The organism is Mesorhizobium sp. WSM4833, assembly GCF_055811095.1.
In genome coordinates this window covers 49,515-63,060 of the sequence record NZ_JBVVQG010000010.1, presented here as the reverse complement: position 1 = coordinate 63,060, position 13,546 = coordinate 49,515, and the positions used below count along the sequence as shown (strand labels likewise).

Annotated in this window: 10 protein-coding genes; 3 read left to right on the top strand and 7 right to left on the bottom strand. The window is 63.8% G+C overall.

Translation table 11 applies throughout. The features are described 5' to 3' along the window. Positions 1-160 precede the first annotated feature (160 nt). The 3 genes from AC0L2D_RS20980 to AC0L2D_RS20970 all read right to left on the bottom strand — a co-directional run bounded on the left by AC0L2D_RS20980 (position 161) and on the right by AC0L2D_RS20970 (position 3,585). Positions 161-556, bottom strand: a complete 396-nt coding sequence (locus AC0L2D_RS20980) for an AGROH133_08824 family phage infection protein (protein WP_013529034.1) — start codon at positions 554-556, stop codon at positions 161-163. 95 nt (positions 557-651) lie between these two features. Further along, entirely contained in the window at positions 652-1,347 is a 696-nt protein-coding gene (locus AC0L2D_RS20975) for an aspartate/glutamate racemase family protein (protein WP_275953505.1), read from the bottom strand. A 54-nt stretch (positions 1,348-1,401) separates the two neighbouring features. Next, positions 1,402-3,585, bottom strand: coding sequence for a primosomal protein N' (locus AC0L2D_RS20970; protein WP_473542223.1), 2,184 nt, complete (start codon positions 3,583-3,585; stop codon positions 1,402-1,404). 89 nt (positions 3,586-3,674) lie between these two features. Between AC0L2D_RS20970 and fsa the strand changes: the two genes are divergently transcribed. Next, positions 3,675-4,331 (top strand): fructose-6-phosphate aldolase, encoded by a 657-nt coding sequence (gene fsa, locus AC0L2D_RS20965; RefSeq protein ID WP_013529031.1) that lies wholly within the window; start codon positions 3,675-3,677, stop codon positions 4,329-4,331. An 88-nt stretch (positions 4,332-4,419) separates the two neighbouring features. On the opposite strand, the gene AC0L2D_RS20960 is transcribed toward fsa, so the two are convergent. The 3 genes from AC0L2D_RS20960 to leuS all read right to left on the bottom strand — a co-directional run bounded on the left by AC0L2D_RS20960 (position 4,420) and on the right by leuS (position 10,591). Further along, the gene (locus tag AC0L2D_RS20960) at positions 4,420-7,101 is read right to left on the bottom strand and encodes a DNA translocase FtsK (RefSeq protein ID WP_473542221.1); all 2,682 of its coding nucleotides are present in this window, start codon (positions 7,099-7,101) and stop codon (positions 4,420-4,422) included. A 300-nt stretch (positions 7,102-7,401) separates the two neighbouring features. Further along, on the bottom strand, positions 7,402-7,980 hold the full coding sequence (gene lptE, locus AC0L2D_RS20955; RefSeq protein ID WP_013529029.1) for an LPS assembly lipoprotein LptE: 579 nt from the start codon (positions 7,978-7,980) through the stop codon (positions 7,402-7,404). Beyond that, positions 7,967-10,591 (bottom strand): leucine--tRNA ligase, encoded by a 2,625-nt coding sequence (gene leuS, locus AC0L2D_RS20950; RefSeq protein ID WP_473542219.1) that lies wholly within the window; start codon positions 10,589-10,591, stop codon positions 7,967-7,969. Before leuS ends, lptE begins: the two co-directional genes overlap by 14 nt. Positions 10,592-10,746: 155 nt before the next feature. Between leuS and AC0L2D_RS20945 the strand changes: the two genes are divergently transcribed. Beyond that, on the top strand, positions 10,747-11,409 hold the full coding sequence (locus tag AC0L2D_RS20945; protein ID WP_063173292.1) for a YggS family pyridoxal phosphate-dependent enzyme: 663 nt from the start codon (positions 10,747-10,749) through the stop codon (positions 11,407-11,409). A 110-nt stretch (positions 11,410-11,519) separates the two neighbouring features. After that, positions 11,520-12,569, top strand: a complete 1,050-nt coding sequence (locus AC0L2D_RS20940; protein ID WP_024504218.1) for an aldo/keto reductase — start codon at positions 11,520-11,522, stop codon at positions 12,567-12,569. Between the two features lie 44 nt (positions 12,570-12,613). On the opposite strand, the gene AC0L2D_RS20935 is transcribed toward AC0L2D_RS20940, so the two are convergent. Next, on the bottom strand, positions 12,614-13,522 hold the full coding sequence (locus AC0L2D_RS20935) for a LysR family transcriptional regulator (RefSeq protein ID WP_473542216.1): 909 nt from the start codon (positions 13,520-13,522) through the stop codon (positions 12,614-12,616). Positions 13,523-13,546 lie beyond the last annotated feature (24 nt).

Here is a 13,546-nt window from a genome sequence, read left to right as displayed (position 1 = left end):
TCGAGCACGGAGGCGCGGCTTCCGCTATCCCCGGCCGAAAGTCGATTGCCGTCTAGCACAGGCATTTTAAGACCGCAATGCGTCGTTCCGCATGGTTTTCAGGCACTATTGTCGCATCCGGCGAAAGTCGCCCGTCTTCCATCGCGGAATACCCAATGATTCAAGGCAGAAAGCCGAAGGCGAAGGCGAGCGGCAACGCCGCTAGGACCAATTCCAGCACAATGGAAACCCAATTGAAAGGCGTGTTGGCGCCATCAGACATCATCGACAGCAGCCGGCCGAAGGCAGTGAACAGCCAGGAGAAGCCAAGCGCCATGTAGATCAGCGGCTGCGCCAGCAGGATACAGCACAGGCCGACACCGAGATAAAAGCCCGACATCCTGCCGCGCCCCTCGGCGATCGCCGCAGCCTTCTCTGGCTTGACCTGCAGGCGCAGGGCACGAAAGGCGAGACCCGGCGCCAGGAAGAACAAAAGCCCGAGCAGCACCGTGAAGACGGCGCTCGACCACGCCAGCCATTCGCCCTGGCTCGTCGGCCATGGAAGCGCAAAATCCATCTTGTCCCCTCGAAATGCCTGTTTTGAAATTCCGGGCATTCTAACGGAGGAAAGCCCCCGCGCCAGATGGGTCCAGGTACTTTAGGCAGCGCGCATCAACCGAGCGCGAATTCCACAGCCGCCTCGGCATGGATGCGCGTCGTGTCGAAGACCGGGATGTCGAAATCCTGCTGGCCGATGAGCATGGTGATCTCGGTGCAGCCCATGATGACGCTATCGGCCGCCTCTTCGCGGCGCAGGCGTTCGGTCTCGGCGATATAGGCCGCCTTTGAAGTCTCCTTGACCATGCCCTGGCACAACTCGTCGTAGATGACGCGATGGACCATGTCGCGCCCGGCCGCATCCGGCACCACGGGGTCCAAGCCAAATCTGTCAGCGAGCCGGCCTTTGTAGAAATCCTGCTCCATGGTGAAGCGCGTCGCCAGCAGCGCCGGACGCTGCATTCCGGCACGCTTGACCGCCACTGCGGTGGCATCGGCGATGTGGATCAGCGGGATCGACACCGACGCCTGCACCTGATCGGCCAGTTTGTGCATGGTGTTGGTGCACAAAAGCAGACCTTCCGCGCCGCCGGCCTCGAGCTTGCGTGCGGCTTCGACGAGAAGCACACCGGCGCCGTCCCAGTCACCATGATGCTGCCGCTCGGCGATTTCGGCAAAGTCGAACGACCACAGAAGCAGTTTCGCCGAATGCAGCCCACCCAGCCGTTCGCGCACGATCTCGTTGAGCAGGCGATAATAGATGGCGGTCGATTCCCAGCTCATGCCGCCGAGAAGGCCAAGGGTCTTCATATGAGTTTCCACATCTCGCTGGCTTGCGGGCAACCTATCGCTGAAAGCGCAACCTTACAAAAAACTCTGCGGGTCGACGTCGACCTGCACCCGGACCGAGCCGCGTTGCTTCGGCCCGTTGGCCAGCATGGCCCTGATAAAACCTTGCATGTCGGCGCGCCGTTCGCCCTGGATCAGCAGCCGGAAGCGGTGGCGGCCGCCGAGCAGTGACAACGGCGCCTCGGCTGGCCCCAGCACGAACAGATCTGACGCCTCGGGTGCGGCGCGGCGCAGGCCACGTGCGTGGCCCTCGGCTTCCGCTCGTGTCACCGCACTGACGATGACACCCGCGAGCCGGCCGAAGGGCGGCAGGGCAGCCCGTTCGCGCTCGGCGATCTCACGTTCGTAAAATGCCTCGGCGTCGCCCGAGACGATCGCCCGCATCACCGGGTGGTCGGGCTGAAAAGTCTGCAGCAGGCCAAGGCTCTTCTTGCCGGTGCGGCCGGCGCGGCCGGTGACCTGGCTGAGCAGCTGGAACGTGCGCTCGGCGGCGCGCGGATCGCCATTGGCAAGTCCGAGATCGGCATCGACGACGCCGACCAAAGTCATGTTGGGAAAGTTGTGGCCCTTGGCGACGAGCTGCGTGCCGATGACGATGTCGGCTTCGCCATCGGCGATCGCTTCCAGCTCCAGCCGCAGCCGCCGCACGCCGCCCATCAGGTCGGACGACAAGACGATGGTGCGCGCGTCGGGAAAATGCGTAACGACCTCTTCGGCGATCCGCTCGACACCCGGTCCGCAGGCGACCAGATGATCGAGCGTGCCGCATTCCGGGCAGGCTTCGGGGCGGCGCTCATTGTGCCCGCAATGATGGCAGACCAGCTGGCCGCGAAAGCGATGCTCGACCAGCCAGGCCGAGCAGACTGGGCAGCCGAAGCGATGACCGCAGACCCGGCACAGCGTCAAGGGCGCATAGCCGCGCCGATTGAGGAACAGTAACGACTGCTCCTGCCTCTCCAGCGTCTGGCGCATCTGGTCGAGCAGCACCGGCGACAGAAAGCCGCCACGCGCCGGCGGCGCACGCCGCATGTCGACCGCCTTCAGATGCGGAAGTGCTGCCTCGGCGAAGCGAGCGGAAAGCACCGCCCTGTTATATTTACCTTGGCTGGCATTGACCCGGCTTTCGACCGACGGCGTCGCCGACGCCAGCACCACGGGGAAGCTGCCGATATGGCCGCGCACCACCGCCATGTCGCGCGCATTGTAGAAGACGCGGTCCTCCTGCTTGTAGGCAGGGTCGTGCTCCTCGTCGACGACGATAAGGCCGAGCTCCTTGAACGGCAGGAACAGCGCTGAGCGCGCGCCGGCGACGACCCGCACGCCGCCCTCCGCCACTTGCCGCCAAACCCGCTCGCGCATCCGCGGCGGCAGGTCGGAATGCCATTCGCCCGGCTTGGCGCCGAAGCGCTGCTGGAAGCGCTCGAGAAAGGCATGCGTCAGCGCGATTTCCGGCAGCAGGATCAGAACCTGCCTCCCCTGGTCGAGCGCAGCCGCCACCGCCTCGAAATAGACCTCGGTCTTACCCGAACCGGTGACGCCGTCGAGCAGCGCGACGTTGAACACGCCGGCTGCGACATTGGCGCGCAGCATCTGCGCCGCGGCGCCCTGGTCCGGCATCAGTTCCGGAATAGCGTAGCCGGGATCGGGCGCGGCCACCACCGGGCGCGGCGGGATCATCACGGTCTCGAACACGCCTTGCGCCCTCAGGCCGTCGATCACCGTCGACGACACGCCGGCGGCGTGAGCGAGGCCGGAGCGCGTCCAGGCAAGGCCGCCTTCGGCCGTCTCCAGCACGCGCTGCCTGGCGCCCGTCATCCGGTCAGGTGCGAGAAGCGTGCGCTGCAACCCCTCGATCCACGGTTCGGGGTCGAAAGCCTCCGGCGCCCGAAGCAGCATGCGCGCCACCATGCCCGGCGGCGACAGCGTGTACTGCGCCACCCAGTCGACGAAACGGCGCATCGCGCGGTCGATCGGCGGGCAGTCGAAGACCTGTTCGATAGGACGCAGCTTTTTCGCGTCGACCTTCTCGACCGCGCCATCCCAGACGATGCCGGCGACCTGGCGCGGCCCGAGCGGCACACGCACGATCGAGCCCGGCACCACGCGCATGCCGGCCGGCACGGCGTAGGTGTAGGAGCGTTCGGCGGGCATCGGCACCAGCACCGGTGCGGCTGCGACAAAGGGCGAATCTTCGATCATGAGGCGTGACCTTGCCCTGACTTTGGTCTAGATCAAAGGCCGACCCCAAATGTGCATGACATGCACATGAAATCTTCAGGAGACCCGCCATGAAATTTTTTGTCGACACCGCCGACGTCAAGGATATCCGTGAGCTGAACGATCTGGGGCTGCTCGACGGCGTCACCACCAATCCGTCGCTGATCCTCAAATCCGGCGGCAAGATCGCCGAGGTCACCAAACAGATTTGCGACATCGTCAAGGGTCCGGTCTCGGCTGAAGTCACCGCCACCGAATATTCCGAGATGATGCAGCAGGCCAAGGTTCTGGCCAAGATCGCCGACAATGTCTGCATCAAGGTGCCGCTGACGCTGGACGGTCTCAAGGCTTGCAAGACGATCCGCACCGAGATGAACCGCCTGGTCAACGTCACCCTGTGCTTTTCGGCCAACCAGGCGCTGCTTGCGGCCAAGGCCGGCGCCTCGTTCATCTCGCCCTTCGTCGGCCGCATCGACGACATCGGCATCGACGGCATGGAGCTGATCCAGGAAATCCGGCAGATCTATGATAATTACGATTTCCAGACCGAGATCCTCGTCGCCTCGGTGCGCACCGTGAACCACGTCAAGCAGGCGGCACTGATCGGCGCCGACGTCGTGACCGCGCCGCCGGCGACCCTGAAGGCCCTGGTCAACCATCCGCTGACGGACAAGGGCCTCGCCGCCTTCCTCGCCGACTGGGCCAAGACCGGCCAGAAGATCGGCTGACGACGGTGATCGGCTGAAGCCAATTCGTTTGTGATGAAAAAGGCCGGGCAACCGGCCTTTTTCATGTGCGCTCCAAGCAGACTGCCGCTCAATCCGCCCCGTCATCCTCGGGCGGGCTCGCCGGCTGGCGCCGGCCCATGATGATTTCGCGTTTGCCAACATGGTTGGGTGCGCCGACCAATCCTTCCTTTTCCATACGCTCGACCAGGGATGCGGCGCGGTTGTAGCCGATGCCGAGGCGGCGCTGGATGTAGGAGGTCGAACACTTCTTGTCGCGCACCACCACCTTGACCGCCTCGTCGTAGATCGCATCGCTGTCTTCGGCTGCAACCGATCCCTTGTCGAAGACCGCGCCCTGGTCCTCGTCGATTTCTTCCTCATCCTCGTCGGCGGTCACGGTTTCCAGATATTCAGGCCGGCCCTGCGCCTTGAGATGCGCCACGACGTGCTCGACCTCCGCGTCGGAGACAAACGGCCCATGCACGCGCGAAATGCGCCCGCCACCCATCATGTGCAGCATGTCGCCCTGGCCGAGCAGCTGCTCGGCGCCCTGCTCGCCCAGGATGGTGCGGCTGTCGATCTTCGACGTCACCTGGAAGGAAATCCGGGTCGGGAAATTGGCCTTGATCGTGCCCGTGATGACGTCGACCGAGGGACGCTGCGTTGCCATGATCAGGTGGATGCCGGCAGCACGCGCCATCTGCGCCAGACGCTGGATGGCGCCTTCGATCTCCTTGCCGGCGACCATCATCAGGTCGGCCATCTCGTCGACGATGACGACGATGTAGGGCATCGGCGCCAAGTCTACTTCCTGCTGTTCGAAAAGCGGTTCGCCGGTGCCCTTTTCGAAGCCGGTCTGCACCGTCATGACGACGGTTTCGCCCTTGTCGCGGGCTTGGGCGGCGCGCTCGTTGTAGCCGTCGATGTTGCGCACACCGAGCCGCGCCATCTTGCGATACCGGTCCTCCATTTCGCGCACCGCCCATTTGAGCGCCGTGACGGCTTTCTTGGGATCCGTGACGACGGGCGTCAGAAGATGCGGGATGCCGTCATAGACAGAGAGTTCGAGCATTTTGGGATCGACCATGATCAGCCGGCATTCTTCCGGCTTCAGCCGATAGAGCAACGACAGGATCATGGTGTTGATGGCGACCGACTTGCCGGAGCCGGTGGTTCCGGCCACGAGCAGATGCGGCATCTTCGCCAGCTCGGCGATGACCGGCTCACCCCCGATCGTCTTGCCGAGACACAGCGCCAGCTTGCAGCTTGTCTTGCGGAAGCCCTCGGATTCGATCAGTTCCCGGAAATAGACGGTTTCGCGCATCTCGTTCGGAAGCTCGATGCCGAGGACGTTGCGGCCGGGCACGACGGCGACGCGCGCCGAAATCGCCGACATGGAGCGGGCGATATCGTCGGCAAGCCCGATGACGCGAGAAGATTTGACGCCCGGCGCCGGCTCGAATTCATAGAGCGTGACGACCGGGCCGGGACGAACATGAATGATCTCGCCACGCACGCCGAAGTCTTCGAGCACGCTTTCCAGGAGATCCGCGTTCTGCTCGAGCCGCTCCTGCGACATGTAGAAGCCTTGTCCCTCCGGTGGCTGCTGCAACAGCTCTTCCGAGGGAAGCTCATAGGGATCGCCTGCGGTTGACAGCACCACCTTTCCAGCCCCAGGCAAGCGTGCAGAGCGGGCGCCAACGGCCTTGGCAGGGACGTTCGCACTTGGCGCGGCCGGTGCGGAAACGGCGACGCTTTTGGCGGCTGGAATTGCGACAGGCTGGACCGGCGACAGCGCATTGCTCGCCGGCACGTCAGGTTGGGCGACGGCCTGGTTCGAATTGGCCGGCCAAACATCCGGCAACGGCTTCAAGGCCTGGCCCGGCAGGCAGTCGATGACACGAAACAAGGCGGTGGCATCGGTCCCTGTCGTCGGACGGATGTCGATCGGCATAGTGGTGACTGGCGCTGCGGCGAGCGGCGCAGGCGACGCTGAACCGGTTTGCCGGGCCGGCGGCGAAACGTCGACCAGATAGGGTGCCATAGCCTCGAAGAAGGCATGATCCGAAAGATATGGCCAGCGCAGCCTTTCGGTTTTGATCGGGGCGCCCGGAGCAACGGACGCACGCGCGGATGCCCGTCCCGTTGCGACCGTCCTCGGCGGCACCGGCGCAACGGCTGGCACCCTCTCCCTGGCGCGCACGGACGGGACAAAAGCAGCAGCCGGCGGCAGTGGCCCTTGCGTGGCGTGCCCGGTCTGCGGCTGGGAGGCAGGGCTTTTCACCGACGCCGGCAATGCCAGGAGCGAGGGCGCGGAGGACGCCCTGCCGACCATGGGTTGCGCAACGGCTTGCTGTGCCGGGCGCGTCGCGCCGTGTTCGACGACACGCTCGTGCTGCGGATGATGCTTCCTGGCCTCATAATCCGGCGTGCGTGTAAAACGCACGTTGGGTGCAAGGAAGAAATATTCCTGCCAGGCAGGGCTCTCGATATCGCCGATTTTCGAAGGCGTGTCGTCGGAGCCACTCCGCGGCTCCATATAGGGCCGCTTGTTGCCGCCGAGATCGACCACCGGCGCGGAATAGCCGGCCTGGCGTGTGGCGGGCTGCCGGCCGGCCGTTTCCTTGCGAGCCGGACGATCAAGGTCGCCTGCGGCGGAAGAACTTCGCTGACCACCCCTGTCGCCGATGCTCTCGGAGCGCTTCCCCTCGGGATCATCAGGCGATGCGGCCGTCGACAAATTGACCCGGGAAAAACGCTTGGCTTCCATTCTCAAGACTCACTCTGAAATGTCTGCCGAGCAATAGGGAGCGAGTGGTTAACAGTTGCTTCCCGGATGGGTCGCCGACGATCCTGAGCGCCAAAATCTTCGTGGCAGTCTGCGAGCGACGTGGCACGATCGTCGCCTCGCCGGTGGCGCGATCTACTCGCTGTGCCGTAGCAGGCCGATGGGTCTCTTCGGCCAATCTCTGTTCAGAATCTGGCTCTGTTCGGGAATCTGGTCATGATCCCACGATCATCCCGTCATGCCTGGGGCGCCAGACCGTTTTCGTAAAGCAGATGAGGTGCGCTAGCCGGTCTTGCCGTGCCGGACAAGGTCCTGGGCAATGGACAGCTGCAGCGCTTCCGCCAACTCTCGCGCCGCGCGATTCTCGGCGTCGATCTGCGCCCGGTATGCGGCGAATTCCTGACGCGGCCTGTCGAAGGACGAGGTGATCGAACGCTTGCCGGATGCGATCACCACGCCGGTCTTCGCATCGGCCAGCGTATAGCTGCCGGTCAGCGTCACGGAACCGGCGGTCGGCTCGTCTTCGTCGGTTCCGACCTGCACAAGTGCCGCGGACTCGACCGCTTCGGTCACGCCGAGATTGAGCGAATAGGCCGGCGAGGCCGGCTCGCCGGCGCCTCGTCCAAACCCGAAAATGAGATTGTTGCGCACCTGTTGGCCGTAACGCGTATTGACCGGCTTGATGCCGATCAACGCCAGTTCGGCACTGGCACTGGCCTGCGAACCCGACAGTGGCGCGCTCGAATAGAGCGGCCGCACCGTGCAGGCCGAGACAAGCGCGAGCGAACCTATCAGGCCGGCAAGCGCCATGCGGCGCAGCAAATGGCTCAACTCTGTCTTTTCCCGATCAGGCAACGACATTGACGATCCTCTGCGGCACGATGATCACCTTGCGCGGAGCCTTCCCTTCGAGTGCTTTCTGCACGAAGTCGAGAGCCAATACCGCTTTTTCGACCGCACCTTGGTCCGCGTCGCGGGCAATTGTCAAATCCCCCCGCTTCTTGCCGTTGACCTGTACCGGATAGGTGACTTCGTTGTCGACGACCAGCGCCGGATCGAAGACCGGCCAGGGCCGTTCGGCAACGAGATCGGTGCCGCCGAGCGTTGCCCAGCACTCCTCGGCCAGATGCGGCATGACCGGCGCGATCAGATGCACGAGAATCTCCACCGCCTGCCGGCAGGCGCCTTTCAGCGCTGCATCGGCCTTGCCTTCGGCCACCTCGTTAAGCGGCGTGGTCAGCGCGTTGGCCAGTTCGTAGATGCGGGCGATGGCGCGGTTGAAAGCGAGCTTCTCGATATCCTCTCCGACCGCCTTGAGTATCTTGTGCGCGGCCTTGGAAACCACCGCGGCCTCGCCGCTGCTGGCCGCCACGGGCTTGATGCCGGCCAGTGTTTCGGCCGCCGTCGACACCAGGCGCCAGATGCGCTGGATGAAGCGATGCGCGCCGGCGGCGCCATCGTCGGTCCACTCGACATCGCGCTCGGGAGGCGAATCCGACAGCATGAACCAGCGCGCCGTATCGGCGCCGTAGCCATCGGTGATGTCTTCCGGGCTCACAGTGTTCTTCTTCGACTTCGACATCTTTTCCAGCGGGCCGATGGAGACGGTCTCGCCGGTGGCGATCTCGATGGCGCTGCGCTTGCCGTCGACGTCGTCCAGCCGAACTTCGGTGGGCGCCAGCCAGCGGCCGTTCGATGCCGAGCCAACGCGATAGGTTTCGTGCACCACCATGCCTTGCGTGAACAGGCCCTTGAACGGCTCGGCCAGATCGACATGGCCGGCCTCCCGCATGGCGCGGGTGAAGAAGCGCGAATAGAGCAGATGCAGGATCGCGTGCTCGATCCCGCCAATATACTGGTCGACCGGCAGCCATTCGTTGGCCGCCTTGGGATCGGTCGGTTCATGTGCCCACGGCGCGGTGAAGCGGGCAAAATACCACGACGAATCGACGAACGTGTCCATCGTGTCGGTTTCGCGCCGCGCATCCCTGCCGCATTGCGGACATTTCACATGCCGCCATGTCGGATGACGGTCGAGCGGATTGCCCGGGCGGTCGAAATCGACATCGTCGGGCAGCTTCACCGGCAGGTCCGCCTTCGGCACCGGCACCACGCCGCAAGCCTCGCAATGGATCATCGGGATAGGGCAGCCCCAGTAGCGCTGGCGCGAAATGCCCCAATCGCGCAGACGGAAATTCACCTTGCGCTCGGCCATCGGCCGGTTGCCGATCGTCTTCTGCTCCAGCAGTTTGGCGACTTCGTCGAAAGACTGATCCGGCTTCATGCCGTTGAGAAAGCGCGAATTGATCATCACGCCGTCATCGACATAGGCTTCATCGATGATCTGGAACGTCGCCGGATTCTCGCCTTCCGGCATCACCACCGGAATCACCGGCAGGCCATATTTGTTGGCGAAGTCGAGGTCGCGCTGGTCGCCGGACGGGCAGCCGAAAATGGCGCCGGTGCCGTATTCCATCAGCACGAAATTGGCGACATAGACAGGCAGCGTCCAGTTGTCGTCAAACGGATGGACGACGCGGAGGCCGGTGTCAAAACCCTTCTTCTCAGCCGTCTCCAGCGCCGCGACCGAGGTGCCCATGTGGCTGATATCCTCGATGAACTTCGCCAGCGCCGGATTGTGCGCAGCGGCCTTCTTGGCCAACGGATGATCGGCGGCGACAGCCATGAAGGAAGCGCCGAAGATGGTGTCGGGCCTTGTCGTATAGACTTCCAACTCATGCTCGCCATCGGAGGCGTCGGCCAGAGGCCAACGGATCAGCAGGCCTTCCGAGCGGCCGATCCAGTTCTGCTGCATCAGCTTCACTTTTTCCGGCCATTCGTCGAGGCCTTCGAGCGAATCCAGCAGATCCTGGGCGAAGTCGGTGATCTTGAAGAACCACTGCGTCAGTTCGCGCTGTTCGACCAGCGCGCCCGAGCGCCAGCCGCGCCCGTCGATGACCTGCTCGTTGGCAAGCACCGTCATGTCCTCCGGATCCCAGTTGACCTTGGAGGATTTGCGCGTCACCAGCCCCTTCTCGACAAAGTCGAGGAACAGCATCTGCTGGCGGTGGTAGTAATCGACGTCGCAGGTGGCGAATTCGCGCGCCCAGTCCAGCGACAGCCCCATGACCTTGAGCTGCTCGCGCATGGTTGCGATGTTCTGGTAGGTCCACTCCTTGGGGTGGACCTTATTCTGCATCGCCGCGTTTTCGGCCGGCATGCCGAAGGCGTCCCAGCCCATCGGGTGCAGCACGTTGAAGCCCTTGGCCCGCTTGTAGCGCGCCACCACGTCGCCCATCGTGTAATTGCGGGTATGACCGATATGGATGCGCCCCGACGGATAGGGGAACATCTCCAGCACGTAGTATTTCGGGCGCGGATCGTCATTGTGCGCTTCGAACAGCTTCTTGGCGTCCCAGGCCTTCTGCCATTTGGGCTCTGACGCGCGCGGATTGTATCGTTCGGTTGCCATGGGACGTTTTTCACTTAAAAGCATGCGCGAACTGCGGGCGATGGCTCGGCAGTTCAGGGAATGTGGTCCGGGTGTTCACCATGGTTTGGCAAACCCGTCAACCATATGGGTACCGCGTCTGACAAAAACGCCGGTCAAAACAGCAGGATTTGCATATGGGTGACGCCGTTCAGCAATTTTTCGCGGTCAAGGCGAAGATCGCCGCCGCCGAACGCGAGGCCGGCCGCGAAGCCGGCGCCGTGACCCTGGTCGCGGTCTCAAAGACCTTTGATGCCGCCGACATCGGCCCGGTCATCGAAGCCGGCCAGCGCGTCTTCGGCGAGAACCGGGTGCAGGAGGCGCAAGCCAAATGGCCTGATCTGAAGGACGCATTTCCCGACATCGAACTGCATCTGATCGGCCCGCTGCAATCCAACAAGGCTAGGGAAGCGGTAGCACTGTTCGACGTCATCGAGACGGTCGATCGCGAGAAGATCGCCGCCGAACTCGCCAAGGAGATCGCCAAACAGGGCCGCGCGCCAAAACTCTATGTCCAGGTCAACACCGGCTCCGAGCCGCAGAAGGCCGGCATCGAGCCCCGCGACGCCGTGGCCTTCGTCGCCCGCTGCCGCGAGGTGCATGGCCTCGCCATCGAAGGCCTGATGTGCATCCCGCCGGCCGACGAGAATCCCGGTCCGCATTTTGCGCTGTTGGAGAAGCTTAGCAAGGAAGCCGACGTCGCCAAACTCTCGATGGGCATGTCCGGGGACTACGAAACAGCAATCGCCTTCGGCGCCACCAGCGTCCGCGTCGGTTCGGCGATCTTCGGCACTCGCTGAGACGCAACGGCCTTTGGGCCAATCCGAGAGGCTCGTTGCTCCAGGACTGGAAACGAAACGTACCGTTCCTATTTGCTTTGCGTCATCACAAACTCTCTGGAGCCGCCACCATGCGCTACAACCAGCTTGGAAATACGGGGATGTTCGTCTCCGAACTGTGCCTCGGCACCATGACCTTCGGCGCCGCCGGCCAGAATGCCCAATGGGGCCTGATCGCCAGCCTCGACCAGAAGGGCGTCAACGAGATCGTTGCCCATTCGCTTGCCGCCGGCGTCAATTTCTTCGATACGGCCGACGTCTACTCCTTTGGCGAATCCGAACGGTTGCTCGGCCAGTCGCTCAGGGATCTCAAGATCAATAGGCAGAATGTGGTCATCGCCACCAAGGCGCATGGCGCCATGGGTGAAGGCCCCAACCAGCGCGGCTCGTCACGCGGCCACATCATGGATTCGATCGATGCCAGCTTGGAGCGGCTGCAGCTCGACCATATCGATCTCTATCAGTTGCACGGCACCGACACGGTGACGCCGATCGACGAGACGCTGCGAGCGCTCGACGATCTGGTTGCCAGCGGTAAGGTCCGCTATGTCGGCGTCTCCAACTGGGCGGCATGGCGCATCGCCAAGGCGCTCGGCATCGCCGAGCGCAAGGGTTTCGCCCGTTTCGAGACCGTGCAGTCCTATTATTCGATCGCCGGCCGCGATCTCGAGCGCGAAATCGTGCCGCTGCTCAACGAGGAAAAACTCGGCCTGATGGTGTGGTCGCCGATGGCCGGCGGCCTGCTGTCCGGCAAATATGGCCCCGGCGCACCCGGCAATGGCGAAGGCCGCCGCGCGTCCTTCAACTTCCCGCCGGTCAATGAGGACCGCGCCTGGGCGGCCGTTGCCGTCATGCGCGACATAGCCAAAAAACATGATGTGAGCGTCGCCACGGTGGCGCTCGGCTATGTCCTGGCCAAGCCCTTCGTGATGAGCGTCATCATCGGCGCCAGCCGCATGGACCAGCTTGAACAGAACCTCGCAGCGACTGAAGTGAAGCTCGACACCGACGATCTCGCCCGCCTCGACGAGGTCAGCGCGCTGCCGTCCGAATATCCAGGCTGGATGCTGGAGCGTCAGGCAGCGGGCCGCCGCCCGGCGGCGTTCACGCCGAAAGCATAAATACAGCCCACGCTGACATCTCGGGAGCCGTGGCTCCGGAGATGTCAGGTCAGCCGGACGCTCTCGCCCAGAAAATCGAGAAAGGCGCGCACCCGCGCCGGCAGATGCCGGCCCTGACCGACATAGACGGCGTGGGTCGGCTCCTCGTCACCCGGATTGAATGCCTCCAACAGCGGCACCAGTCTGCCGGCCGCTATGTCTTCCGCCACATGCCAGCGCGCCAGCCGGGCGATGCCCGCGCCCGCCAGTGCCATGAGCCGCATCGCCTCACCATCGCTGACCAGCGTGTTGCCGGTGATCGGAATCATGATGGCGCGGCCTTCCGCGTCGAGGAACGGCCAGCCATCGAGGTGCCTGACGAAGCCGAAGCCCATGCGGTTGTGCCTGTCGAGATCGGCTGGCGTCAGCGGTATGCCGTGCGTATCGAGGTAAGAAGGTGCTGCAACAACGACCACCGGGCTTTGCCCGAGCTTGCGCGCCACCAGCCGTGACCCACTCAATGGCCCGGCACGGATGGCAACATCGGCGCGCTCCGCCATCAGGTCGACGACGCTGTCGGTCAGCACCAGATCGACCGAAATCTCGGGGTAGCGTTCCAGGAACCGAGGCAGAAGCGGGACCAGCCGATGCACCCCGAAGGGCACGTAGCTGTTAATGCGCACACGTCCGCGCGGTGAAGCACCGGCCGCTGCCTCCTGCTCGGCTGCCGCCATGTCGGCAAGGATGCGCAGGCCGCTCTCGTAGAATGCTGTGCCTTCCGGCGTCAGTTGCAGCTTTCGCGTCGAGCGGCTGACCAGCCGCGCGCCAAGCCGGGCCTCCAGCCGCGCGATCAGCTTGCTCACCGCCGACGGCGTCATGCGCAACGCGCGTGCCGCGGAGGAGAAACTGCCTTCCTCGACGACGCGCACGAACACTTCGATCTCGCCGGAGCGATTGATGTCGGGCCTGGCCATTTATGAATCTATTTCACAGAAAAT